23 protein-coding genes are annotated in these 25245 nt (G+C 63.6%); 12 read left to right on the top strand and 11 right to left on the bottom strand.

The annotated features are described in order from the left end of the window. Window positions 1–181: 181 nt before the first annotated feature. Both trxA and OJ996_RS13810 read right to left on the bottom strand, forming a co-directional pair. Window positions 182–502, bottom strand: coding sequence for a thioredoxin (trxA, locus tag OJ996_RS13805; protein WP_264514194.1), 321 nt, complete (start codon window positions 500–502; stop codon window positions 182–184). A gap of 196 nt (window positions 503–698) precedes the next feature. Next, window positions 699–1349 (bottom strand): hypothetical protein, encoded by a 651-nt coding sequence (locus OJ996_RS13810; protein ID WP_264514195.1) that lies wholly within the window; start codon window positions 1347–1349, stop codon window positions 699–701. A gap of 243 nt (window positions 1350–1592) precedes the next feature. Here OJ996_RS13810 and OJ996_RS13815 point away from each other — a divergent pair, with 243 nt between their 5' ends. After that, a complete protein-coding gene (locus OJ996_RS13815; RefSeq protein WP_264514196.1) occupies window positions 1593–2957 on the top strand; it encodes an alkaline phosphatase PhoX in 1365 nt (454 codons plus the stop codon). A 93-nt stretch (window positions 2958–3050) separates the two neighbouring features. After that, a complete protein-coding gene (locus OJ996_RS13820; RefSeq protein WP_264514197.1) occupies window positions 3051–4094 on the top strand; it encodes a 3-deoxy-7-phosphoheptulonate synthase in 1044 nt (347 codons plus the stop codon). 174 nt (window positions 4095–4268) lie between these two features. Here the strand turns inward: OJ996_RS13820 and OJ996_RS13825 are convergent, their stop codons facing one another. Then, on the bottom strand, window positions 4269–4970 hold the full coding sequence (locus OJ996_RS13825) for a hypothetical protein (RefSeq protein ID WP_264514198.1): 702 nt from the start codon (window positions 4968–4970) through the stop codon (window positions 4269–4271). Window positions 4971–5205: 235 nt separating this feature from the next. Here OJ996_RS13825 and proS point away from each other — a divergent pair, with 235 nt between their 5' ends. The 3 genes from proS to OJ996_RS13840 all read left to right on the top strand — a co-directional run bounded on the left by proS (window position 5206) and on the right by OJ996_RS13840 (window position 9554). Then, window positions 5206–6723 carry a proline--tRNA ligase gene (proS, locus tag OJ996_RS13830; RefSeq protein WP_264514199.1) on the top strand — a complete coding sequence of 506 codons (1518 nt, stop codon included), beginning with the start codon at window positions 5206–5208 and terminating at the stop codon, window positions 6721–6723. 369 nt (window positions 6724–7092) lie between these two features. After that, entirely contained in the window at window positions 7093–8220 is a 1128-nt protein-coding gene (locus tag OJ996_RS13835; protein WP_264514200.1) for a sulfotransferase family protein, read from the top strand. Beyond that, complete coding sequence (locus OJ996_RS13840; protein WP_264514201.1) at window positions 8217–9554, top strand: cytochrome P450; 1338 nt, start codon at window positions 8217–8219, stop codon at window positions 9552–9554. The genes OJ996_RS13835 and OJ996_RS13840 overlap by 4 nt, the downstream gene beginning before the upstream one ends. Here OJ996_RS13840 and OJ996_RS13845 read toward each other — a convergent pair. Next, window positions 9551–9754: a hypothetical protein gene (locus OJ996_RS13845; protein WP_264514202.1), complete on the bottom strand. Its 204-nt coding sequence runs from the start codon at window positions 9752–9754 to the stop codon at window positions 9551–9553. The genes OJ996_RS13840 and OJ996_RS13845 overlap by 4 nt on opposite strands. Window positions 9755–9929: 175 nt before the next feature. Here OJ996_RS13845 and OJ996_RS13850 point away from each other — a divergent pair, with 175 nt between their 5' ends. Then, entirely contained in the window at window positions 9930–10673 is a 744-nt protein-coding gene (locus OJ996_RS13850; protein ID WP_264514203.1) for a hypothetical protein, read from the top strand. After that, window positions 10673–11740 (top strand): NPCBM/NEW2 domain-containing protein, encoded by a 1068-nt coding sequence (locus OJ996_RS13855; RefSeq protein ID WP_264514204.1) that lies wholly within the window; start codon window positions 10673–10675, stop codon window positions 11738–11740. Before OJ996_RS13850 ends, OJ996_RS13855 begins: the two co-directional genes overlap by 1 nt. A 7-nt stretch (window positions 11741–11747) precedes the next feature. Here OJ996_RS13855 and OJ996_RS13860 read toward each other — a convergent pair whose 3' ends face one another. After that, window positions 11748–12269 carry a hypothetical protein gene (locus tag OJ996_RS13860; RefSeq protein ID WP_264514205.1) on the bottom strand — a complete coding sequence of 174 codons (522 nt, stop codon included), beginning with the start codon at window positions 12267–12269 and terminating at the stop codon, window positions 11748–11750. Window positions 12270–12484: 215 nt separating this feature from the next. Here OJ996_RS13860 and OJ996_RS13865 point away from each other — a divergent pair, with 215 nt between their 5' ends. Beyond that, on the top strand, window positions 12485–12913 hold the full coding sequence (locus OJ996_RS13865; RefSeq protein WP_264514206.1) for a host attachment protein: 429 nt from the start codon (window positions 12485–12487) through the stop codon (window positions 12911–12913). Between the two features lie 62 nt (window positions 12914–12975). Here OJ996_RS13865 and OJ996_RS13870 read toward each other — a convergent pair whose 3' ends face one another. The 3 genes from OJ996_RS13870 to OJ996_RS13880 all read right to left on the bottom strand — a co-directional run bounded on the left by OJ996_RS13870 (window position 12976) and on the right by OJ996_RS13880 (window position 16154). After that, entirely contained in the window at window positions 12976–13917 is a 942-nt protein-coding gene (locus OJ996_RS13870) for a hypothetical protein (protein ID WP_264514207.1), read from the bottom strand. 334 nt (window positions 13918–14251) lie between these two features. After that, a complete protein-coding gene (locus tag OJ996_RS13875) occupies window positions 14252–15256 on the bottom strand; it encodes an MBL fold metallo-hydrolase (RefSeq protein WP_264514208.1) in 1005 nt (334 codons plus the stop codon). Between the two features lie 130 nt (window positions 15257–15386). Beyond that, window positions 15387–16154, bottom strand: a complete 768-nt coding sequence (locus OJ996_RS13880) for a hypothetical protein (RefSeq protein ID WP_264514209.1) — start codon at window positions 16152–16154, stop codon at window positions 15387–15389. 291 nt (window positions 16155–16445) lie between these two features. Here OJ996_RS13880 and OJ996_RS13885 point away from each other — a divergent pair, with 291 nt between their 5' ends. From OJ996_RS13885 to OJ996_RS13895, 3 genes are all read left to right on the top strand, one after another. Further along, window positions 16446–17735, top strand: coding sequence for a hypothetical protein (locus OJ996_RS13885; protein ID WP_264514210.1), 1290 nt, complete (start codon window positions 16446–16448; stop codon window positions 17733–17735). Between the two features lie 155 nt (window positions 17736–17890). Next, on the top strand, window positions 17891–20029 hold the full coding sequence (locus tag OJ996_RS13890) for a TonB-dependent receptor domain-containing protein (protein WP_264514211.1): 2139 nt from the start codon (window positions 17891–17893) through the stop codon (window positions 20027–20029). Window positions 20030–20038: 9 nt separating this feature from the next. Then, on the top strand, window positions 20039–20227 hold the full coding sequence (locus tag OJ996_RS13895) for a hypothetical protein (protein ID WP_264514212.1): 189 nt from the start codon (window positions 20039–20041) through the stop codon (window positions 20225–20227). Here the strand turns inward: OJ996_RS13895 and OJ996_RS13900 are convergent, their stop codons facing one another. Beyond that, complete coding sequence (locus tag OJ996_RS13900; protein WP_264514213.1) at window positions 20228–20599, bottom strand: Dabb family protein; 372 nt, start codon at window positions 20597–20599, stop codon at window positions 20228–20230. A 146-nt stretch (window positions 20600–20745) separates the two neighbouring features. Here OJ996_RS13900 and OJ996_RS13905 point away from each other — a divergent pair, with 146 nt between their 5' ends. Then, the gene (locus OJ996_RS13905) at window positions 20746–21183 is read left to right on the top strand and encodes an NINE protein (protein ID WP_264514214.1); all 438 of its coding nucleotides are present in this window, start codon (window positions 20746–20748) and stop codon (window positions 21181–21183) included. A 6-nt stretch (window positions 21184–21189) separates the two neighbouring features. Here OJ996_RS13905 and OJ996_RS13910 read toward each other — a convergent pair whose 3' ends face one another. Further along, window positions 21190–23784 carry a tetratricopeptide repeat protein gene (locus OJ996_RS13910; RefSeq protein WP_264514215.1) on the bottom strand — a complete coding sequence of 865 codons (2595 nt, stop codon included), beginning with the start codon at window positions 23782–23784 and terminating at the stop codon, window positions 21190–21192. Between the two features lie 43 nt (window positions 23785–23827). Next, window positions 23828–25243, bottom strand: a complete 1416-nt coding sequence (locus tag OJ996_RS13915) for a sigma-54-dependent transcriptional regulator (protein WP_264514216.1) — start codon at window positions 25241–25243, stop codon at window positions 23828–23830. Between the last annotated feature and the right edge of the window lie 2 nt (window positions 25244–25245).

The raw sequence follows: 25245 nt of genomic DNA on the forward strand, positions 1-25245 counted from the left end.
GGGTGGATGGGTGGATGGGTGGATGGGTGGATGGGTGGATGGGTGGATGGGTGGATGGGTGGATGGGTGAAGTGGGCGGGGAGGGTGGCTTCTTCCGCTCAGGGGACTGAGCGGACTACGTTAAAAAGGCCGGGGCCCTAAAGAGGGCACCGGCCTTTTGGAAAGTTGAGCGGAACTGAGCTCAGGCGAGGGCGAGGAGCTTTTGCTTCAGCATGTCCTTGGTGACATTCGCGCCGACGATCTGGTCCTTCACTTCGCCGCCCTTGAAGAAGAGGAGGAGCGGGATGGAGCGGACGCCGTATTTGACGGCGAGGTTGCGGGCTTCGTCGACGTTGACCTTGCCCACCTTGGCCTGGCCTTCGACTTCGCCGGAAAGCTGGTCGATGACCGGACCGATCATCTTGCAAGGTCCGCACCACTCGGCCCAGAAGTCCACGAGGACGGGCTGGTCGGAATCAATGACCTCGGATTGGAAATTGCTTTCGTTGAATTGCTGAGCCATGGGCGGAAGGTGGAGGGAGACCCGGAAAAGTCAAGGGCCGCCCTGCCGCGGAAGCGGCGGGACGGCCCTTGGAGAAGCGTGGCTGATTCAGCCCAGCGGCACGCTGCCGGTTGTGATCGCGAGAGCGAGAACGGCGGCTGCGAGCAGGAAGGTGATGATAGGGTAGATCATGATCGTGATGGGTCCGGTGTAGGGATTACTCGCCGCCGAAGAGCTGGCCGATGGAACCCCAGAGGTTCAGGGTCTGGATCTGGAACACGACGACTGCAGCAGCGCCGAGGAAGCCGATCACGGAAAGGACGGTGGAGATGGTGTCGTTGCCCTCTTCCTCGTCCTCATCCACGGAGCGGATGGTGGCGGCGGAGCTAAGGGAAGCGCCGGTGGTGCCGAGCGGTTGGGTCGGCGGCTGAAGTTGCACGGTGGCCTTCGGCAGCGAGACGGTGCCGGCAGGGCCGCCGCCAAGCGGGACGGTGCGGGCCGGAGCAGCACCGGGAGCGGTCGGGGCGCCCGGGGTGTTGATGCGGATCGTCGGAGCTGGAGCACCGGCAGCGGTCGGGGCACCTGCGGGACGGAGAGCGATGGTGGGGGCCGGAGCCGGAGCCTTGGGTGCGCCACCGCCAGCGGTCGGCGGGCCAACGCTGGGAGCCGGAGGAGCGGAGCCGAGGCCGGTCGGTGCCGGGGGCTTGGTGGCAGCAGCCACGACCGGTGCATTCGGAGTGGCCGGCGGGGCATCGGAAGCCTTCAGGGTCACCCGCACGGTTTCCTTCTTGAGAGGAATCGAGGAGGTCTGCTTCGGTGCCGGGATCGAGGACGTCTGCCTCGGCGGCGGGATTTCGTTTTCGCTCATTGCTAGGCTTTTTAGGATTGCAGGTTGACGAAAGCAACCATGCCCGGATTGGGGCTGTCAAACATCCATCTCGTGAGCGGGACGATTTCGCCACGCGGTATTCACGGGGTATTTGCGAAGGTCATTGGTCATTGGTCATTGGTCATTGGTCATTGTTCGCGGGGAGCCGGGGGCGGATGAAACGATACCGACACCTTGGGGGCGCAGGCTTGACCGGGCGGGCAGCAGGATTTCAGTGAAGACGTGACTTCCCGCCGCTTTTTCCTCGGTACTGCCGGGCTCGCTTTCCTCGGTCTGCAACGCTACACGCTGGGCGAAATCACGGCGGGGAGGGTGATCGAGCCCTTCGGACCGCTGGTGAAGGATGCGAAGGGGATACTGGATCTGCCGGAGGGCTTCTCCTACCGGGTGCTGGCCACGCGCGGGGAGAAGATGGATGACGGCTACTTGGTCCCCGGGCAGGCGGACGGGATGGCGGCCTTTCCCGGGCCGGAGGGGAAGGTGGTGCTGGTCTGCAATCACGAGCTGGGGCTGGAGATGACGGCGATGGGCCCATTCGCGAACAACCTGAAGCTGCCGGAGGGATTCGACGAGGCGCTGGCCTTCGATCCCGGCGAGGGGCGGGCGAATCCGTCCTTGGGCGGGACTTCCAATCTGGTCTTCGATCCGGTGGCGGGGAGGAAGACGGGGCATTTCCTCTCGCTGATCGGCACCGACCGGAATTGTGCGGGCGGGCCGATGCCGTGGGGATCCTGGATCACCTGTGAGGAGCCGGCGGATCTGGTGGAAGGGCGTGGCGCGCGCCATGGCTGGTGCTTCGAGGTCAAGGCGACGGCCACCCCGGGGCTCCAGAAGCCGGTGGCGCTGAAGGCGCTGGGACGTTTCCGCCATGAGGCGGTGGCGCTGGATCCGCGGACGGGAATCCTCTACTTGACGGAGGATCGCGGGGACGGGTTGCTGTATCGATTCATCCCGGATACGAAGAATGATTTCACGAAGGGCAAGCTGCAGGCGCTGGCGATTGCGGACAAGCCGTCCGCTGATCTGCGGAACTACGATCCGGAATCGAAGTGGCCGCTGCCGGGGACGCCGCTGAAGGCGACATGGATCGACCTGCAGGATACGGATGCGCCGAAGGACGACCTGCGCCTGCGGGGTTATCAGGCGGGGGCGGCGCGTTTCGCACGCGGAGAGGGGATCCACATGGTGGGGAACTCCTTTTATATCTGCTGCACGGATGGCGGCCCGCTGCGACGGGGGCAGATCTTCCGGCTGGATCCCTCGGGGGAGGCGGAGACGCCGGATCGTCTGGAGCTATTCCTGCAGCCGGAGCTCAGCGACCTGCTGACGAACGGGGACAACCTGTGCCCGGGGCCGTGGGGCGGGATCGTGATCTGCGAGGATCTGATCGATCCGGGCTTCGCACCGGCAGCGCATGTGCGCTGCGTGACGGCGGAGGGGAAGATCTTCACGCTGGCGCGGAACTCCTCCGGGCAGGGGGAGTTTGCGGGCGGATGTTTCTCGCCGGACGGGAAGTGGTTCTTCGTGAACCTGCAGAGCCGGGGGCTGACGGTGGCGGTGACGGGGCCTTGGGAAAAGATGGGGTGAGCGGGCCGGAATGAAAGGAAGTCACCGCAGAGCCGCAGAGGTCTGCAGGATTGGCACTTGGCACGTTTTGCGGGCTGCTCTTAGGCTGGGGGCATGTCCGCCCGTGTCTCCGATGTCCATATTGCCCGGAATGTCCCGCTGCCTTCGCCGGCCCGTTTGCAGGCGGAGATTCCGCGAGGTGATGAGCGGGCGGAGTTTGTGTCGCGGTCGCGGGTGAACCTGCGCTCGCTGCTGGGCGGGGCGGATTCGCGCTTCCTGGTGATCGTCGGGCCCTGCTCGATCCATGACACGGAGGCGGGGATCGAGTATGCGCACCGGTTGGCGGCGCTAGCGGAGCGCCTGCGGGACAAGCTGTACATCGTGATGCGCGTCTACTTCGAGAAGCCGCGGACGACGGTGGGCTGGAAGGGCCTGATCATGGACCCACATCTGGACGGCACGGACGACATCCCGGAAGGTCTGCGGCGGGCGCGGCAATTCCTGCGCAGCGTGATCGACCTGGGCCTGCCGACGGCGACGGAGCTGCTGGACCCGATCACCCCGCAGTACATTGCGGACCTGATCTCGTGGTCGGCGATCGGAGCGCGGACGGCGGAAAGCCAGACGCACCGGCAGATGGCCTCCGGCCTCTCGATGCCGGTGGGCTTCAAGAACACCACCTCGGGCGACCTTGTGGCCGCGATCAATGCGGTGAAAGCGGCATCGCGTCCGCAGACCTTCCTGGGCGTTTCGGAAGAGGGGATCGCTTCCTCGGTGACGACGACGGGGAATCCGGATTGTCACGTGATCCTGCGTGGCGGTGACCACGGCCCGAACTACGATGCGGATAGTATTTCAGCGGCACTTGCGGCGCTGGAGGGGGCGAAGCTGCCGCCCTCGCTGATCGTGGATGCCTCACACGCGAACTGCGGCAAGGATTGTGCGCGGATGCCGGATGTGTTCCGGGAAATCGTGAGGCAGCGCGCCGCCGGGGATCGCTCGATCATTGGGGCGATGTTGGAGAGCAATCTGGTGGCGGGAAGCCAGTCCTTCCCGAAGCCGCTGGATCAACTGGTGCGCGGGCAATCGATCACGGATTCCTGCATCGATTGGGAGACCACGGAGGAGTTGTTGAGGGAGGCGGCGGGGGTGCTGTGAAGCGGGAAGCTCGGAGTATAGCGAGTTGGAGTCTGCGGCCGTCTCCTTTGAAGAGGGTGATTCGGGCCAGCTTGGTGGCTTCGTCCGCCTGAAGGCGGGACTACGAGCCCTTGGGGCGGAGTGTTAGGGGAATTGAGGGAGGGGCGCGGGACGCAGCCCCTCCTTGGTTTGCCCTCAGTCGCCGGCGTAGTAGAGGTCTTCGATTTCGGCGTTGTCGTGCATGACGCTGGTGTTGGCCTTCCACCAGCCGAGGAGGCCGAAGTTGGTCTTGATGAGGAGGTGCTCGCCGTCGCGGAGGACGACTTCGAGTGCATCGCCGGCGGGGATGTTCGCGATGACTTCGCCGCCATCTTTCTTGGCGAGGAGCTTGAGCGGGACCTTGGCCTTGGACTTGAGGCCGACGTAGGAGAAGGGCTGTTCGATCTCGACGAGCTTGCCATCGCGGATGGCGAACTTGCCCTGCTCCTGGTGAAGGCGGTTGGCGCGGCCGCTGATGTAGAGGAAGCCGTTGCCGGGGATGACGATGCTCTCGCCGCCGATGCTGCCGATCAGCTTGCCGGTCTTCTCCTCGGTGATGACGAAGGCGGGGTCGGCGCTCGGGCCGGAATCGAAGTCGATGAAGTAGCGGGTCTGCTCCTCGCGGCTGATCTTGGTGGCGACGAGGCGCTGGCCTTCGGGGGCGCCTTCCTCGGGCTTGAGGGGCTTGTTGATGACTTCGGCGAGGCCGGAGTCGTAGGAGAGCTTGCCGGGGTAGGGGCTGAGATCCTCCGGGATTGGGAGGGTCTTCAGGCCGGGGAAGGAGCTGTCCGGCTGTTCCGCGCGGGCGGAAATGAGGGTGAGCGAGAGGGCGAGGATGGCGAGGCGACGCGGGTGCATGATGGGTAAGGAATCGAACTTTCCCTCTCTAACCGGGATTCGCGTGGCGGCTAATGAAATTTGGATGGGGAGGAGGTGAACCGGGGATGGACGCGAATGGGATGGGGGAATCGGGTTAAGGGGGGCTTAAAATTGGCGTGCAAATCCGGGGTTTCCGGGACCAAATCCGCGCGCCGCGCGACCGGTGGGGGTGTGTCCCGTCCGGCCAGCGGTTTTCGTTTCCCAATCCCAAGCCATGTCCGACAAGACTGCCATCACCCCGACCCGTGCCCAGGATTTCCCCGAGTGGTACCAGCAGGTCGTGAAAGCCGCCGATCTGGCGGAGAATTCGGAGACCCGCGGCTGCATGGTGATCAAGCCGTGGGGCTACGGGATCTGGGAACTGATCCAGCAGCAGCTCGACCGGAAGTTCAAAGCGACCGGGCACCAGAATGCCTACTTCCCGCTGCTGATCCCGATCTCCTACCTGGAGAAAGAAGCGGAGCACGCGGAAGGATTCGCGACCGAGTGCGCGGTGGTGACGCATCACCGGCTGGAGCCGCAGAAGGATCCCGTGACCGGGAAGATTAAGATGGTGCCGACGGGTGAGCTGGCCGAGCCCTACATCATCCGCCCGACTTCCGAGACGATCATCGGGGCAGCCTTCTCGCGCTGGGTGCAGAGCTACCGCGATCTGCCGCTGCTGATCAACCAATGGGCGAACGTGATGCGCTGGGAGATGCGCCCGCGTCTCTTCCTGCGGACGGCGGAATTCCTGTGGCAGGAAGGCCACACGGCGCACGAGACGAAGGACGAAGCGATCACCGAGACGCGCCTGATGCACGGCGTGTACGAGGAATTCCTGAAGAACCACCTGGCGATCCCAGTGATCCCGGGTGAGAAGACGGAGAACGAGCGCTTCCCGGGTGCGGAGATGACGCTGACGGTCGAAGCGATGGTGCAGGACAAAAAGGCGATCCAAGCCGGCACCTCGCACTATCTCGGGCAGAATTTCTCGAAGGCGCAGGAGATCGCTTTCACCGGCCGCGAGGGGACCAAGCAATACGTGCACACCACGTCGTGGGGCGTTTCCACGCGCATGATCGGCACGCTGATCATGGCGCACTCCGACGACGACGGTCTGGTGCTGCCGCCGCGGGTGGCCACGCAGCAGATCGTGATCGTGCCGGTGACGCCGAAGGAAGATACGAAGCAAGCCGTGCTAGATGCCTGCCAGGCGCTGGCGGAGACGCTGCGCCTGGAGAAGAAGTATCACGGCGATCCGGTGCGCGTGCACGTGGATGCCCGCGATATCCAAGGCGGCGTGAAGAAGTGGGAGTGGGTCAAGAAGGGCGTGCCGATCCGGATCGAGATCGGGCCGCGCGACATCGAGACCCGCAAGGTCTGCGTGCAGCGCCGCGACCGTGGCAGCAACGAGAAGGAGTTCATGGACAAGGAGGACTTCCTGCAGCAGGCCATGGACATCCTGCAGGAGATCCACAACACGCTGCTCGAGCGGGCGACGAGCTTCCGCGATGCGAACATCGCGCCCTGCTATGCGATCGATTCCTTCCACGCGCATTGGGGTCAGGACAATCCGGGCTGGTTGCTCACGCCTTGGGCGGGAACGCCGGAGGAGGAGGACGAGATTTCGAAGCAACACAAGATCGCGATCCGCTGCCTGCCGCTGGATAAGCAGGACGAGGCGGAGGCGCCTTGTATTCTGACGGGCAAGCCGACCAAGTCGCGTGCGATTTGGGGGCGGAGCTACTGAGGACTAGAAGATGGAGGTTGCGGAGGGTGTGCCGGGGAGTTCCGGCGGCCCTCCGGGACGCCAATGGTGTGGCGGGCGTGACCGGTGGCTGCGCTGCGCTTGCCGACCGGCTAATTTCCGATGCCCGTCCGGGGCGGGGAGATGATGGGGCGGGCGTGACCGGTGGCTGCGCTGCGCTTGCACACCAGCTAGTTTCCGATGCCCGTCCGGGGCGGGGAGATGATGGGGCGGGCGTGACCGGTGGCTGCGTTGTGCTTGCGCACCGGTTAGGTTCCGATGCCCCTCCGGGGCGGGGAATGAGGTGGTCCGGTCGCGGGGCCTTCCGGGAGATTGACTTGAGCGCGGGGACGCGCAGCCTGTGGGGAGCGTTTGAAGGAACCTCTCAAGCACCGCTGGAGTATCTCGCACAATTACCTGACCGGTATCACGGCAGGGGATTGGTGGCGTTTGCTGCAGGATAACAACTTCGCGGTGGATCCTGTGTATTGGCACCGGGCGGCGGTGGTGAGCCTGCTGAGCGTGGCGAATTCGATCTACCGGTGGCGGGAGGATCGCGAGCACGGGGATGAGGTGGTGGCGACGGTGATCGCGAAGGCGCCGGTTTTCATCCTCGGTCACTGGCGCAGCGGGACGACGCATCTGCACAACCTGATGGCGCAGGATGACGAGGGCTTCGCCTATCCGAACACCTATCAGGTGGTGAATCCGCACATCTTCCTGACGACGGAGGAGGTGCGCACGCGGCGCTTCGCGAAGCTGCTGCCGGACAAGCGGCCGATGGACAACATGGCGCTGAGTTTCGAGTCCCCGCAAGAGGATGAGTTCGCGCCGCTGTTGATCACGCTGAAGTCCTCGTACCTGGGCGTTTCCTTTCCACGCAGCGAGGATCACTATTCGCGCTATCTGAGCTTTGAGGGAGTGCCGCGGGACGAGGTGGAGGAGTGGAAGCGCGGCCTGGAGTGGTTCCTGAAGAAGCTAAGCTTCAAGTACGGTCCGGGCCGTAGATTGCTGCTGAAATCGCCACCGCACACGGCGCGGATCGGGGTGCTGAGGGAGATGTTTCCGGATGCGAAGTTCGTGCACATCCACCGCCGACCGGAGGAGGTGCTGCAATCCTTCCGCCACTACTACGATACGGCGATGTGGCACACCTATCTGCAGCGGCCGGACCGCAGCCGGATCGACGACGAGATCTTCCAGCGCTATCGCGACCTGATGGGGGCCTTCTTCGCGCGGAGAGGAGAGATTCCGGCGGGCAACTTCTGCGAGGTGGCGTATGCCGATCTGGAGCGCGATCCGATGGGGGCCGTGGCCGGGATCTATGATGCGCTCTCGCTGGATGGAGCGGAGCAGGCGATGCCGAAGATCAAGGCCTACGTGGACACGCTGGATGGCTATGAGAAGAACCGCTTCAAGCCTCTGGATGAGGCCTCGCGGCAGCGCATCCGCGAGGAGTGGAGGGAGTTCTACGAACCCTTGGGATACCGGGTGGAATGAAGCGCAGAATCGCTCCCAGCCCGCCGGGGTCGCCGATCACCGGTCACCTGAACCGCTTGCGGAATGACGTGCTCGGGCTGCTGACCGATGCGACGCGGGAGCATGGCGATGTGATCCGCTTCCGCGTGGGGCCCCTGGTGATGCATCTGGTGAATCACCCGGATCACGTGGCGCAGGTGATGATCCGGAACCGGAAGAACTACGACAAGGCTTCGCGGAGTTCCGACTGCCTCGCGCTGATTTGCGGCGAGAGCCTGCTCACCGCGAATGGTGATGTGTGGAGGCAGCGGCGGCGGATCATCCAGCCGATGTTTCATCGCGCGGCGGTGGAGGGTTTCGTGACATCGATCGCGACCTGCACGCAGGAGATGCTCGATGCGTGGAGCGTGAAGGCGAAGGCAAGCGAGGCGGTGGATCTGGCCTCCGAGATGATGCGGTTGACCTTCCGCGTGGTGGGGCGCTGTCTCTTCGGTGTGGATCTGGAGAAGGAAGCGGGCGCGGTGGAGGAGGCGATGCATGTGATGGTGATGCATACCTATCGCCGCTGGCGGAGCATCCTGAACGCGCCGCCCTCTTGGCCGACGCCGGGGAACCTGCGCTTCCGCTGTGCGGTGGCGGAGGTGGATGAGATCATCGCGGGCTTGATCGCGCGGCAGCGGGTGCAGCCGCCGGCCACACCGAACTTGCTGACCATGTTGACGGGTAGCCGCGATGCGGAGAGCGGGCTGGGGTTGAGTGATGCGGAAGTGCGGAACGAAGCGATCACCTTCCTGCTGGCTGGTCACGAGACGACGGCGAATGGCTTGGCTTGGGCTCTCTTCCTGCTCGACCGGCATCCGGAGCATGCGGAGCGGGTGCGGACGGAGCTCGATCAAGCGTGTGGAGGACGCCTGCCGGAGTTCGCGGATCTGCCTCAGCTATCGCACGCGCTGCATGTCTTCGAGGAGTCGGTGCGGCTTTACCCGCCGATCTGGGCGATGGAGCGTCATGTGATCGCTGAAGACGAGATCGGGGGATATCACATTCCGAAGGGCTCTGGCGTGATCATCAGTCCGTACACGCTGCACCGGCATCCGGCATTTTGGGAAGAGCCGGAGCTGTTCCGGCCGGAGCGCTTCGAGCGCAGGGATCATGAGGCGTATTATCCCTTCGGCGCGGGGCCGCGATTCTGCATCGGCAGCGAGTTCGCCCTAGCGGAGGCGCGGGTGATTCTGCCGATGATCCTGCGGCGCTTCTGCTTCGTGGCGGAGCCGGGGCAAAGTGGAGAGCCGGAGCCGGGGATCACGCTGCGGCTGAAGGATGGCTTCCGGGTGCGTCTGGAGGAGCGGCTTTAGTTGTGGCGCACGGGGAGCGGACTGTTTCTTGCCGGCAGTTCGGTCACCGGTTGTCGCAGGGCGTGGAGGTAGTAGACGACATGAGGGCGCGAGCCTTCGAAATGGATCTCCTTCGGGTCCGTGTCGGTGATGGTGAAGGACTCCGCCATCACTTCCTTCCATTTGTCTTCACCGATCAGATGTACTTCGAATCTTTTCATGGCATGATGAGATTCTCCGGGAAGTCTAACCGAAGCAAGGCGGGCCTTGGTCCTTCGCTTTGCTGCAAGGTCGGCGGGTGGCGCTTCTTGAATAGGTCCTGATCTTCGCCATGTCCGTGGTGGGACAGGGACAAAATTCTTGAATAAAGTGGGTCAATTGTGGCGTTTTTAACGCGTGAAATTGACTTCAGTTGTCGGATTCTTGCTCGTTGGCCAGCCTTTGGTCGCCTCCCCGCAGGCCGAGATCGCGTCCAAGGTGCCCCAAGCCAAGACGATCCTGGATGCGTGGCAGGGTGCCGATGCAAAGCGGGCGGAGAAGAAGGTGCACATCGTGTATTGGACGCCATCCGACCGCGATCCGGCGCCGAGATATGAGGAGCGGCTGGGGACGATCATGCAGGACATCCGCGACTTCTACGCGAGGGAGATGAAGCGGCTTGGCTTCGGGCCGATGACGATCCGTCTGGACTACGGTGACTCAGGCAAGATGAAGGTGCACGTGGTGAAAAGCCGGAAGCCCTACTCTGCCTTCGATGTGCAGTCCGGCAGCGAGATCCGCAGCGAGTGCCTGGGCACGCTGCGGGCGGCGGGGATCGATCCGGAGAAGGAGACGATCGTGATCTTCTGCAACATGTCGAACTGGGATCCGGCGAAATCCACGATCACGCAGAACAGTCCCTACTATGCCGGTGGTAGCAACCGGCAGGGAACCGCGTGGCAGGTGGATTCCCCGATCCTCGAGCTTGATTCGCTGGCGAAGAAAGAGCCGCGGGTGAAAGACGGCCAGTACGGCGACATCTCGATCGGGCGCTACAACTCGATCTTCATCGGAGGGATCTGTCACAGCTCGGGCATGCGCTCGGGCTGCCACATAACCGCGAGCGTCCGGATGAGGCGGCGGCGCTGGGAACCGCGCTGATGGGCAGTGGTAACCGGACCTATGGCGAGGATCTGCGCGGAGAAGGGAAGGGCTCCTTCCTCACCCTCGCGCACGGCTTGAAGTTGGCTTCGCATCCGATCTTCTGCGGTTCGGTGAAAGGTATCGATTCTCCTGCGAATGCAGAGTTGCACGAGGTGAAGGTGGTGAACGAAGGCAAGAGCTTCACCTACAGCGCACGGGTGACGGCGAATCCGCCGCCCTATGCGGTGCTGGGCTACATGGACCCGGAGGGTGGCGGTGACTACGACGCGACGACCTGCACGGCGATCCCGGACAAGGATGGGAACTTCAAGCTCGAAGCGGGTGCCTTGGCTGCGGGGAAGGCGGGAGTCTTCCGCGTGGTGGTGGTGCAAGCAAACGGCGCCGCCAGTTCCTTCGCCGGGGCGAGCACGCCCTTCACGTATCCCTATCTGGTAGCGAAGGACGGGACGGTGGATCTGGCCGCGACAGAAGCCCGCCTGCTGCTGCTGCCGCTCGCAAAGGCGGCGGAGAAGAAGGATGCCGCGGCGCTGGCGAAGGAGATTGCCCGGGTGAAGGCGGCGAATCCTTCCCAGGCCGTGCTTGAAGCGGCAAAGGTTTTGGCCGATCCGGCCGCGGACAAGCCGGGTGCCTCGCCCGCCCAAGCGACCGGCGACAAATGCGATCTGCCGACGGCAGCGGTGAAGTCGGCCAAGGTCGGCTGGGGTAGGGCGGTGATGAACCGCCTGCCGGATAGCGATCTGCTGTTCTCCTGTGGATCCCGGCTTTTCTCACGCGGCATCTACGCGCATGCAAATGCGAGCCATGTGTGGGATGTGGGCGGAAAGTGGAAGACGCTGAGCGGTCATGCCGGTCTGCCCGATGGACGCGATGGCGGCTCCTGCGTGTTCGTGGTGAAGGCGGACGGCAAGGAGCTCTGGCGCTCCAAGAAGACGGAGCCGGGAACGCTGCGTTCCTTCGAAGTCTCCGTGGAGGGGGCGAAGGAGATCGAACTGAGCGTGGAGGATGCCGGCGATGGCATCGGCTCCGACTGGGGATGCTGGTTCGAGCCGGTGGTGACGCGTTGATCCGGGCTTAGTGGCGGGCGGCAGGGCGCATCAGCAGTGCGGACTTGCCTGCGACGATCCGCCGCTGTTCGACCGCGTCGCCTTGAGTCTTGGCATCGGCTTCGAGAGCTTCGAAGTCGGTGCCCTGCCATTCGGGAATGAAGGTGGCAATGGTGCCGAGCAGGAGCCAGAGGCGGCGTTTGCCCTCGATGCCGAGGGCGAGCATTTCGATGGCCTCCAGCAGGCCGAGCGATTCCGGTGATAGTCCCTCCCAGCGGAGCTTCAGCATGCTCGCCTTCGAGGTGATGCCGCCGGCGGCTTCGCGCAATGCGCTGCGGTCCTCCCCGGTTTTTTCGAGCAGGCTTTCCAGAAGCTCGCGGTCTTGCTTCACCTTCGCGAGAAGCTCGCTGTAAAATTCCCGGTCGGAGGAAATCTCGCTCTTGTCGGAGAGCAGCGTGAGGACATCAATGGCGGCGAGTGATCCGGCGAGGTGGTCGTTGAGGTAGCGTTCGAGATTGCTGTCCATGAAGGGTGGGAGCGCATGAGGCATGCCATGGAATTATCAACGCGGATTGGCTGCGGGCTCGGTAGATGGCGGCGCGAATTGCACGGAAGCGGGGAGCAAATTGAAACCCTTGGCGATCAAGGCTGTTCCGATGACCCGCCACTTGTTCAAGAGGCTTAGTCTGCGAGCGAAATGACCCGGCTTGGCGGGCAAACTGCAAGGAGAGAGGAGTTATGAAAACACTGCCACCAATTGTTGTCGTGGCCGACCGTGGCCGGCTGATCGCTTATCGTTTGGATGAAGCCGACCGACCGCGGGTAGTGGCGAACGAGGAATTTGCCGAAGGGAGCCGCAAGCTTTCCGAACTCGTGACCGATCAAGCGGGTGCCTTTCCCGTAAGCGGTAGTATCGGCACCGCCTCGGCGGAGCGCCTGCCGCTCGAGAACGAATTGGAGATCCGCTGCATTCGTGCGATTGCCGAGAATATCCAGACCATCATACGCGAGGAGAAGGTCGGCCGCTGGGCCTTGGTCGCGCCTTCTCAGATCCATCGCGCGATTGTCGACCATTTGCCGAAGGAAGCGCGCGAGTGCTTGGTACTCCAGATCAAGCGCGATTTAATCAATTCGCCGTCCAAGGATGTGGTCGAAGCAATGAGGCGCGCGGCGCAGGAGAAGAGCTATGCCTGAGAGCGACACGCCCATGCATGATAAAGCTGCCCGCCGGAGAACCGACGGGCAGCTTTCGTTTATCAGGTTTCCAGCAGGTGGAACTTGATTTCGCGGCGGATTCGCGACGGGCGCGAATGCCATGAGGAACACGACTCAACCATGCCCGGCACCTCATCCGTGAGCTGGAAGCAGAACTTCCGCGGCACGGTGGTGTAGAGCGATCGGGGCGGCAGCTTCCTGCGGATGTGCTTGAGAGCAGCGCCACCTTCGTGGGTGTGGTAGAAGACGCGCCGTACGCCGATCTCCCGATGCAGGAAGTCGAGCGTGGCAGTGAGCATGGCTTCCTCCCATATGGCGACGTGGCGTTGCATTTCCTTTTCCCAGTAATCGAGCAGAGCGTCGCGGTTTAGCGTGATGCTGTAGAACTCGATCTCGCTCCCCGGCTTCGCTTTACGGGCCCGCTTGACCGCTGCGGTCATGTCGCGAATCCGGTCGGTCTGCATCTCCTCGATGAGCGCCTCGCGGCGGCCGAGATCGATATCCATGCGTGCCCATGCGATGGTGGGGAACCCGCCTCCCGCCTCGGGATGACCGTAGGCGAGGAAGGGATCCGAGCCATCCTTCGGCAGCGCTCGCTTCAGCCGCTGATACTGGGTGTTGTTGTGGTTCAGGTGTAGCACCAGGCTGACGCCGCGGCGCGATACCTGGTAGCTCTTCCAGCGAGCGGGATCGCGGCCCCAGATGCCAAGCGAGAGGCGGTAGGCCTCGGAGCCGGGCATCCAGGCGGACTCCGGGATATCGGCAGCGCGAATCTGTCCGCTGCCGATGCCTGCCATCCAGGCACGCACGGCGGGCTTTTCCAACAGCGGTGAGAATGCGGATTTCCGCAACGCGGCAACCGTGGTGCCCTGCGCCGCCACATGGCGGAGAAGGTGGAAGGCGTAGTGATCCTTGCCGTAGTGGAACAGGGTGCGTCCCATCGGCAAACATGCCATGATCTCATGGCATAACTCCGGTTTCATGTACAATAAGCTTCTTATCCGGCGGCACAGGCATGCTGCCGGTTCTCTCAAGTGCACACGGCTGCGCGGATCCGTACATGCGGGCACGAAGATCCCGCGGGAAAGAAGCGTTCAACCGTGACGGGGACGCAGGGAAGCGCGTCCTATCGACAAGCAGGTCCACCACATCCGGCTAGTGCCGGGAGCGGACCTCTCGCGTCATGGGAATGGATGCAGGCGCATGCGTGAGGAGATAGATCATGTAGCCCGCGTAGGAAAGATAAATGTGCCGGCCCCCTTTCGGATGACCGGCACACGACCTAACAGAGCTGTGTCTTGCTGGAGAGAGATGGCTTCAGCCCCAAGCCCAGCGCTCGGCCCACCAGCGATACTTGCCACTGTCTGCCATGATGTGGCCGAGGCCGGGCCATGGCAGATGGAAGGCGTAGCAGCGGATGCGCTTCTCGGCTGCCTCGGTCCAATACTTCTTGCGCGTGACCACGGCGGTGACCGGGTCGTGATCGAAAGCGATGGTCCAATCCGGATCCGCGAACATCAGCAAGTGATGATGCGCGAGGTCCATGAGGTGGAGCAGCTCCTCATCGCCGGAGCGGATGCGGAAGCAGGCATGGCCATCGGTGTGGCCGGGAGCGCCTTCCACGCGGACCATGCCGCCGAGCACCTCGGTGCCGGGCTTCACGGGGCGGAGCTTTTCCTGCAGCGTGTCGAAGTGGCCGCGGACCTCCTTGATCATTCCGGGGATCTGGTTCTTGTCGCGCTTTGACTTGGAGAAGTCAGGGTTCTCGCCGCGCCAGAAGGAGAGCTCGTCTTCCAGAAGGTAGATCTGCGCATTCGGGAAGGCGGGCTTCCCGTCGCGGACGAAGCCGTTCAGGTGATCGGCATGCGCGTGGCTCAGGAAGCCGGCAGTGACCTGCTCCGGTGCGATGCCCACGGCTGCCAGTCCATCGAAGAGCCAGCCCATCTGCGGGTTGTTCACCTTGCCGAAGCCGGCATCGAAGACCGCGACCTCGTTGCCGGAGCGGATCACCAGCACGTTCACGTAGAGGGGCAGGGTGTCCAGGCGTTCGCCGTGGCGCTCCATCTCCTCCTTCATCTTGGGACGTGCTTCCTCCGGCCACATCAGGCCGAGGCCTTCGCGGAAGCCGAGATTGCAATCGCTGATGGAGAAGGCTTCGAGCGAACCGATCTTGAAGCGGTAGACGTAGGGATCCCTGAAGGCGGGGGCGGCGGCGTCATTGGCACGTGCCTGCGGGGCCGCGCCGAGTGCGGCCATGCCTGCCAGCGCGGCGCCGACAAAGCCGCGTCGCGAGAATTCCGGTGATCCTGCGGATTCGTTCATTTGTGTGACTTCTTGACCCTTACGGGCTGCTCCGCCGCTTTTCATCAGTGAAACGCGTCTATTATGGAAGAAAAAGCGCCCGCCGCCGTGAGGCGGGGGCGCCGGGGGAATCTACGAAGGTCCCTGATTATCAGGGGACGTGTGCCGGGAGCTCGTTGGTGGTGTAGGCTTGGCTGGACTGCTCCAAGCCCGCACCGTGGATTTGCGCGTGCTGCGCGCCGCTGAAGCGGACGGTGAAGCTGGTGATGGTGCCCAGGGAGCCGATGTTGAACTGGTAGGCGCGGGAATTGATGTAGAGGTCCTCGTACTTGCCGTTCATCCAGACTTGGCCGTTGTAGACCTTGGCGTAGCGGGATGCATGGGTGGCCGGAATGGTGGTGGTGCCGGAGGAGGTGGTCATGTAGAGCACGGGGGCCGCGCCGCTGTAGAGGTCGTAGGTCCAGGCCTCGCCGATATCGAGGTGGAAGATGACGGTCCTCAGGCCGGGGACGACGCTGCTACCGCTGGTCTGGGTCTCAAGCGTGCCGCCGAAAAGATTGGGCAGGATGCCGGTGCCTCCGAAGTAGATCGAGGCGCTGGAGGGGTAGGGGCCGCCACCGACTCCGTTGGCGACCTTGGCGAGACCGCTTGAGCCGGCATCGGTGTCCACTTGGGAGGCAAGGGCACCCACCCATGCGCTCCAGCCGGGGAAGCTGCCATTGCCGGGGTAGAGGGTGGAGGTCAGCTTCTCCCAGCCTTCGGTCTTGTAGGCGCCGCCGAGACCGATGGGGTAGTAGACGCTGCCCGGCTGATTGCCTGCCGTCACCGGATCGGTATCGGCCAAGTATTCGGCCTGCGCGGTGGCGGCGAGCAGGAGGGTGGCAAGGACGGGCTTGAGGAATGTGTGTGTTGTCTTCATGACGAGGGAATGATGTGTCCTTGGGATTCCATTCCGCTCGCGCCGGGTTGCGATTGATCGGCGAGCAATTGGCTAAGTCGGCCTGCGGGATCAATCCGCCATCAATGGAAGACAATCTAACGGATGTGTGGTTCCGAGCGCCTGAAGGAACTCCGATGATGCTAGTACAAGCAGCCAATCATCTGGCGCAACGCGCCGCCATTGAAATGCAAAGATGCGTCACGGAATGGCAAGGAGCCGGGAGCGATGGCGATGGGAGAAGCCCAGTCTACGGGCTTTCTCACCGCCCCGATGATTACTACCCGCGCAGCCCTCATCACCACGGCATTGCTTGCCGTCGCTTCCACCTCCTATTCCGCCGAGCCCCCGGAGGGCATGAGCTGGATGCCATCCGATCCCCTCGATATCACGCTGAGCGGCGGGCAAGTCTATGACCCGTGGTTGAATCTCGCCAGTGTGCCGAACATGTCGCGCACCGCGCCCTTCATCATGAACGGCACGAACCGCTTCTCCGTCCCGAAGTTCCTTGTCTCCCTGTGCCTGCTGGCTCTGGCTCCCTTCGCGGGCGCCCAGTCTTTGCTGAAGTCTTATCCGCTTCAGGGGGATGTGAAGACCACCTACCGGACTTTCCTCGCCTCGCAGAATCCCTATCGGATTCCGGATAGTCCCTCGACGATGAAAGGCACCATGACGGTGGCGAGCCCGGGATACGGGGCCAGCATGGGGCTCTACAGTTGGACCGGGAACTACTCGATGACGGTGAACCAAGCGGCCACCGCGGCTCCGTCCTTCCGGATTCATCAGGTTGTCTTCCAGCTCGATGTGACCTGGGATCCGGCGACGACCTTTCCTTTTACCGGTGGCCCGAAGCTGAACTACAACGGCGGAAACCAGCAGCTTCTCGCGACGCTGCCGATGATCGTGGATGGCACCCGCGTGGTGCAGAACGAGACTGGCGTTCCGGAGATGGAGGGGATCGATTCCTTCGCTTACCGGGGGATCACCTGGCAGTGGGATCTCTCGGCGATCGCGGGTGGCGTCAATAGCGTCAGCATCCAGATGCCGTTCGCGAACCACACCTCGGTGGTGGGAGCTCGCATCGATGTGGCTTCGCAATTCGCCGAACTTGGCGGACCGGTGCTTACGCCGCTCCAGCAGTGGCGGCAGGATTACTTCCAGACCACCGAGAACAGTGGTGCGGCGGCGGATGATGCAGACCATGACGGCGACGGTTTGTCGAACCTCGTGGAGTATGCGCTGGGGACACACCCGGCCAGTCCTGCGGGTGGAGATGGGACGAGCGCGCGGCCATCCTCGTCGATCGTCGATGGCAGGCTAGCCCTTTCGTTCTCGATGCCCGGCAGTCCGCCTGCGGCGCTGACCTATCAGGTGCAGGTCAGCTCCGACTTGGTGCAGTGGACGACACTCGCGACCAAGGTGGGAACCCAAGCGTGGGTTTGGAATGCGGGCGGGACCTCCCGTGTCACCACGGTGGCCTCAGGCGAACGATCGCAGGTCACGGTGGCCGACAGTGCGGCGGTGGGAGGCAAACGGCTGATGCGTCTCAAGGTGGGCTACTAGGCCCAATGGAGCGCAAGACTATCTAACAGAATGGCCGCTCGTTCGGGCGGCGGTGGAGCAGCATTCAAATGAGAACGAAGATTCGAATCCCCCTTCACACTTTTGCCTGCACGGCGGTCCTATCATTTGGCGGGGCCCTTCGCGCGCAGGAGGAAGTGCCGGAAACAAGCGAAGAAGTGGTGGTGGCGGAGGAAGAGGAGAAGAAGTCGAGCGGCAGCGTTGTCGATGAACTCGACGAGATCGTGGTGGTGGCCACCCGTACCGAGGAGAACTGGCTGGATACTTCCGGCACGGTGACCCGCGTGGATCGCGAGACCTTGCAAGAGACCGGCGTGCAGGACCTCGGCGGGATCGTGAAGTATGATCCCACGGTGGTCGTGCCCTTCGACATGACCACGGGCGACGGTGCCGTGGCTTATGCGGCAACGGGGGCCGCGAGCTTCAACATCCGGGGCACCGAGGGCAACCGGGTGGGCGTGGAGGTGGATGGGATTCGCCAGCCGCCCGAGTATGTCTCCACTTCCTTCGATGCGGGGGCGGAGACGGGATCGGGCGGGATGGGGCGCGATTACTTCGATCCCTCTATGTTCCAGCTCGTGGAGATCCTCAAGGGCGGTGCGAGCGCGCTCTACGGCAGCGATGCGATGGGTGGCATGGTCTCCGCCCGGACGCTGACGGCCGAGGATCTCTTAGGCGACAAGGATTGGGGCGGCCTGATGCGGACCCAGTATTTCTCCCGCAACCGCGGCTTCGCCTGGCAAACCGGCGGTGCGTGGAAGAAGGATAACTTCGACTTCCTCTTGCTCTATGCCGGCAGGGAAGGGGAGGAGACGGAGAACCACGGGATCATCCCGCCGGACCCGATCGAGATGCACAGCAATGCGTGGCTCTCGAAGGCGGGCTACTCTCTGGGCGACCATCGCTTCCAGCTCACTTACGAGCAGTACGAGCGGGACGTGTATGCGAACATGCGGAGCGCACTGCATCCTTCGATCGAGATGTTCAGCATCTTCAAGAAGAGCATTGAGAACTGGCAGGATGTCGATCGCCAGCGTCTCAGCTTCAACTGGGACTGGACCCCGGAGAACGGTTGGGTCGATGCGGTGGAGACCCACCTCTACTGGCAGGATTCAAATAGCGGCAGCCGCAACCTGAGCCGGAATCCCCCGCGCACGACGGGCTTCCCGCCGGAGTGGGGTATCGATGTCTTGAAGGGGCGGAACCGGCAGCAGCAGATCAATTTCCGCACGGAGATCTTCGGTCTCTCCTCAATCGCGCGGCGCGAGATGGATCTCTTCGGTATGAAGCACCAATTGCTCGCCGGGATCGACCTCTCGCAGGAGAATTCAGCCAATCGCTTCGACCGTGTGGAGTCAACCGGCGTTGCCCTCCCAAACCCGGACGGAGGCCTGCCGATTGTTTCGACCCAGCGCACGGTGTTCGACCGCATTTCGTTCGCGCCTTCCGAGACTTATCGCTTGGGTTTATTCGTGCAGGACCAGATCAAACCGGCAGAACGTTGGACAGTCACGCCGGGACTTCGGCTGGATTACCACGAGATCGCTGTGAACCTGACCCAGTCTTATCTGGACCGGTTGTCGAATTTGATGGGCACGGGTATCGAGCCCTCGCAGGGATTCGATAATTTCAGTATGTCGCCACGTCTGGATGTGGTCTTCGAGAGCACCGAGAACACGCGTCTTTACGCCGGTTATGGCATGGGCATCCGTAATCCTACTGCGGAGGAATTGACCATGGTCTTCGATCATCCCTCGGGGGGCTTCCAGCAGGTCACCATTCCGAATCCCGATCTGAAGGAGGAAGAAAGCCATGCCTTCAAGGTAGGCTACAAGGGCGAGGCCGAGCCCGGACGTTTCGCAATCGAAGGTTTCTTCACGAAGTACAAGGACTTCATCGAGAACAATGTCCCGGTGGGCCGCTTGCCCGACAATACCGCACTCTCCACGACCAAGAATCAGGGCGAGGCGATCATCTATGGCTTCGAGGCCAGCGGCGAATGGGACATCGGCACCGCCTTCGACCGCATGCGCGGCTGGACTCTGGGCCTGAATACCGGACGGGCCTACGGCGAGAACCAGACCAAGGACACCGCGATCAATACGGTGGAACCGTGGAAGACGGTCGGCTGGATGGGGTACCAGGACGCACAGGGCACTTATGGCGCGCGCGTGCTGGGCACCTACCCCGCGGCGGTGACCCGTACCGATGACACCACGATGAACGGCCGCATGTTCCGTCCGCCGTCATGGTTCACGCTGGATGCCGTCGCCTAGTGGAAGCCGATGGAAGGCCTGACCCTCAACGGCGGCGTGAACAACATCTTCAACGAGCAGTATTACGACTGGGGCGCGGTGCGCCGCAGCGGTGGTCACATGGGCCTGGATACCTTTGGCGGACAGGCGGGTTCGGTCACGGATCGCAGCACGGCACCCGGCACCAATGTCTTCCTGTCCGCCACGTATGCGTTCTGATCAGTCCTTCTTCGCGGTGTAGTCGAAGACGGTCGCCTTTTCGAGTAGGGGCTTGAGCTTCTCCACGAAAGCCTTGTGCGCTTCGTGGGGAATGTAGGCCTCAAGTCCGGCCTTGTCCTTGAAGGTGACCAGGAAGCAGTGGGTGAAGCCGTCGTTGAGGCCTTCCACGCTCTCGCTCTTGCCCCACTCGTAGCCAGTCACGGCCGGGATCTTCTTGGGCAGTTCGGCGAAGGCTTTCTCGATCTCCTGCACCTTGTCGGCCGTGGCCTCGGGCTTGAACTTGAAGAGGACGACGTGGCGGAATTCGTTTTCGGCGACGGCGGAGTTGGCAAGGGCGGCGGACATGGCGGCAATGAGGATGGCTTTGGTCATGACTGAAGTTCCGCCTTTACGGCGGCAGGTGTCAAACTCTGGCAAGTCCGATGCGATTCCGGATAGGAAGGATTCCCGCGGCGGTGTCGAAAAACTGCACGGAATTCTCATGGCGGGCGCGGGGAATCCGGCGATCCTATCGGGCCATGGAACGCATGCCTACTCACAGCAAGACCATCGGTTACTTGCTCTGGATCTTCGGGTTCACCGGAGCCCACCGCTTTTACTTCGGCCGACCGATTACAGGAGCGATCTGGTTCTTCACCGGCGGACTCTTCCTGATCGGGTGGATCGTGGACCTTTTCCTGATCCCCGGGATGGAGCGTAGCGCCGGGCAGAAATACGAGACCGGCAAGATCGACTACTCCGTGGCATGGGTCTTGCAGACCTTCCTCGGCCCGCTCGGCATCCACCGTTTCTATATGGGCAAGGTCTGGACCGGCCTGCTCTGGCTTGTGACCGGCGGTCTTTTCCTGGTCGGCTACATCTACGACTACTGCACGCTCAACGGACAGATCGACGAGATCAACTCGGGCGAGCCCAAGCGTCTCAGCCGCTCGCCACAGGCTCTCGCGGCGCGCTGAGCGGGTTCACTTGTCCCAGATGAAGTGCTCTTGCTTGAGTGCGGTGGCCCGGGCCCGGGCTTCCGTCGCACCGGGGCTCGGGAGCATTCCGTGCTTCTGAGCCACGCCGATGGCTGCCTCCCACTTCTGCAGGGTTTCTAACAAAGCCCGGGCACGCACGCCGCACTTGTCCACCCACTGCCAGTCGGCGGGCGGGGATTTCGCCGCGGCTTGCAGCACGGAGAAATAGACATCGAGCGCCTTGTCCGAGTTCTCCGTGGTGAGCGGAAGCTCTTCGATGACCATGCCGCGGCGGTACTCGATTTCAAAGCGGCGTGATGAGTCCGCCGGCAAGCTGGCGAGCAAGTCTTCGTAGAGCGCGAGTGCCCGTTCGAGTTTTGCGATGTCGCTGCTGGCGCTGTTGTAAGGATAGAGGGCGTCCCCGAGCAGGAGGCCGGTGGTGACGCGCAGCGGCGCGTCTTTTTTCATGGTATCGAACCATGGCTGAAGTTCGGCGGCGGCTCCGTCCAAGCGCTTGAGAGTGATCAGCACGCGCGCCTTCTCCAAGCGGGCCACATCGGCGAGCGGGCCGTTCGTGGCGATGAGCTTGTCGAAGATCGCGAGGCTTTCCTCCTGGGCTTGGTTGGTGCCAACCAGCGCGGAGGCCCGGCCGGCGAGGAAGAGCGCCGGAGCGGCCAAGGGCGAGTCGGTGGTCTTGGCCACTTCATTCAGCGCGAGGCGGGCATCGTTGTAGTCCTTGTTCTCGAACAACGCGCTGCCGAGTTCGAAGCGCACTGCATTGGCCCCGGGGTCCGCGGGATACTGCTTCAGGAAGGCGGCGGCGAGTCCGGCGGCGTCCGCCCAGCGTTTCTCACGCTCCGCGAGACGGATGCCGGCGAGAGCGAGATCGGCTTGGGGAAGCTTCGCCGCATCTTCCGCGGAGATCGATTCGATCTGCGCCTTGGCAAAGGCGGGGTCGGGTGGCAGGGCATCAAGCGCGGCATGTGCGGCGGCGAGTCGTGCTTCTGCCAGACGCGGATGCTGCGGATGATCAAGGATGAAGCGATCCAGTGCTCCGAGTGCCGATGGATCGCGGACCGAGGTGAGGAACAAAGCCCGTTCCAAGGCGAGATCATCCGCGATGCGCGGGTCCTTCCCGCGTGCTTCCGCCAGCGCCTCGAAGCCCGCGAGATCGCCCGTGGCAAGGCGCGTGACCGCCGCATTCAGGGTAGCCTCCCGCAGTGCGTCGCCTTCGAGCAGGGCCGATGCCTTCTCGATTTCATCGGCGGCCAGCTTGAAGTCGCCGGTGCTGAAGGCGGAGGAAGCGGCGGCGATCGATGCACCGGCGCGCAAGGAGGCGGGGACCTCGCTGCTCTCCAGCGCGGCGAGGGCAGCCTGAGCCTGTTCCTTGCGATTGTCCTGAAGATCCCAGCGGATCATCTCTAACAGGGCACGATCGGAAAGCGGATGGCCGGGGTACTCGATGCGCAGGCGTGCCAGCAGACGACGGGCGCTGCTTTTCGAGTCCGCCGAGCCTTCGCGGCGCAGGCCGAGTGCGAGATGGAAGAGCGCTTGCGTGCCGAGCTCGTTCGCCGTCGCGACACCGGCGGGCCACACCGCGCTGACATCGCTGGCGGAGGGGGTGCCCGATCCGCCGACGATTCCGGCGGGAGGCACTGCCAAGGGCGGAGGCGGTGACCACTCGCGCAGGCGCGTGAGGATGGCATCGTCCGTGGTCAGCGGCTCCGGGAGACAGTTGAGAAGAATGGTGAAGACCTCTCCGAATTTCGGCGCGCTGCGTTCCTGCTCGATAAAGGCCAGCAGATCGTCCGTAGCAGCGGAGCGGTTGCCGGAAGCGAGCTGCGCCTTGGCCAGACCCGCGGCCGCCTCGTGCCGGTAGATCCGATAGGCCGGGTCTTCCGACTTCTCCAACACGGATGAGAAGAGCCCGATGGCCGCCTGATTCTCGCCTTTGCCGAGCTCGGCCTGCGCGCGAAGGATCTCGGAGCGCGCCCGCTCCTGGGAGTTCATCTTCAGGTTCGGGCTCGGCAGGGCCGTCAGTGCCTCATCCGCCTTGCCTTGCTCCAGCAGGATGGCGGCGATGTTCATCTTCGCCCTCAGCACCGTGGCGGCGTCCTTCTCCTTGGCCAGGATGCTCAGCGCCTCCAGGGCTCCGCCGGGATCGCCGAGCGACTCCTGGAGAGCGGCACGGGTGAAGAGCGCTTCCTGATAATGGGGAGCCGTGGCGACGGTGGCCTTCTCATCCAGCAGGGCGAGCGCCTCGGCGAAGCGTCCCGAGGTGGTAAGAGCCTGAGCCTTCCAGAAGGCCAAGGCGGGATCCGCCGCGAGGATAGGATCATCCAGGACCTTCAGGGCAGCCTCCGTTCTCCCGGCGCGGACATGGGTTTCGGCGAGACGGAGTAAGATCGTTCGCTTGCCGGTCTCATCGAGCTCCGGAGTGGTGAGCGCCGATTCGAAGCGGGTGGCCGCGATGTCCCAGAGATGGGCGGCCATCGCATCCAGCCCGTCCTTGTAGGCGGGGATGGCGGCCGGCTTCGGCGCTGCCGCCGCGGCGAGCGCGAACAGGAGCGGCAGGACGGTCACCGTGCGGCGGAACAGCATGAGGCGAGGCTAGCGCGGTGCCAAGGGAATGGCTAGCGGAGTCTCAGGACTCCACTTGGCTCGCCAGCGTGGCGGCATTGCCATCGGCCAGGATCCGGCGCAGTTCGGAGGCGCTGGTGCCCATCTCGGAGGCGGCTTCCTTGAGATCGCCATCGTGGCGCTCCAGTGCGCAGGCCGCGAGCTCGCGGGTGAACCATGCGATGGCGTTCTCGCCGGCGGGAATCGAGTCCAGGATCCTGCCTAGCGATTGCTTGAGCGCGCCCTTCTCCGAGCCCGGCGCGGCCGCCAGCGGGATATCTGCGGGCAGCAGTACGGTCGAGGAGGCCAAGGCGCAGGCGCGGGCGATCGTATTCTCCAGCTCGCGCACGTTGCCCGGCCAGCGGTGCACTTGCAGCGCGGCGATGGCTTCCGCCGAGAGGCGGATGCGGGCCATCCCGTTCTTGCGCGTGATGCGTTGCAGGAAGAACTCGGCCAGCAGCGGAATGTCCTCTGCCCGTTCGCGCAGCGCGGGCAGGCGGATTTCCACCACGTTCAGGCGGTAGTAGAGGTCCTCGCGGAAGCGACCGCCGGCCACTTCGGTGGAAAGGGTCTTGTTCGTGGCGGTGACGACCCGCACGTCCGCGCTCAGGGTTTCGTTTGAGCCCACGCGGGAGAAGGTGCCGTCCTGCAGCACGCGCAGCAGTTTCACCTGCACGGAAAGCGGCATGTCACCGATTTCGTCGAGGAAGAGCGTGCCGCCGTCGGCCTGCTCGAAACGTCCCGCACGCCGGGCAATGGCGCCGGTGAAGGAGCCCTTCTCGTGACCGAAGAGCTCGCTCTCCAGCAGGTTCTCCGGGATGGCTCCGCAGTTGATCGCGATCAGCTCCTGCTGGCGGCGCGGTGAGTATTCGTGGATGGCCTTCGCGACGAGCTCCTTGCCGGTGCCGCTTTCGCCGGTGACCAGAACCGGTGCATCCGAGCGGGCGACGCGGCCCACGATCTTGAAAACATCCTGCAGGGCGCGGGAGACCCCGATGATCTTTACGCGGCCGTCCAAGCTCGGCATCTCGGCTGCCGGTTGCTCGGCGGACTTGCGGTCGTCCGCGGTCTGGAGAGCCGTTTCCACCACCGGGCGCAGCTCGAAGGGCAGGGCCTCCTTGCGCATCACATCGTGGGCACCGCGCTGGGTGGCCTCGATCACTTGGCCCGTGCTCGGGAAGCCGGTGGTCAGGATGACCAGCGTGGCGGGAGAGACTTGGCGCAGGCGGGAGAGGAGCTCGAGACCATCGAAGGGCTGGAGCTGGATATCCGCCACCACCACGTCCACGGGGGTCTTCTCGACCACCTTCACCGCGTTGTCCGCATTGTCACAACGCAGGATGCGAAGCCCGTTCGCGGTCAAATGCTTCGTAGCCCACTCCAAGAAGTCGTGGTCTTGATCAACGAGAAGAATCGTTTGCTCCGGCGGGACGTCGGCCATGG

Origin of the sequence: Luteolibacter rhizosphaerae, assembly GCF_025950095.1 — a bacterium.
GTDB lineage: Bacteria > Verrucomicrobiota > Verrucomicrobiia > Verrucomicrobiales > Akkermansiaceae > Haloferula > Haloferula rhizosphaerae.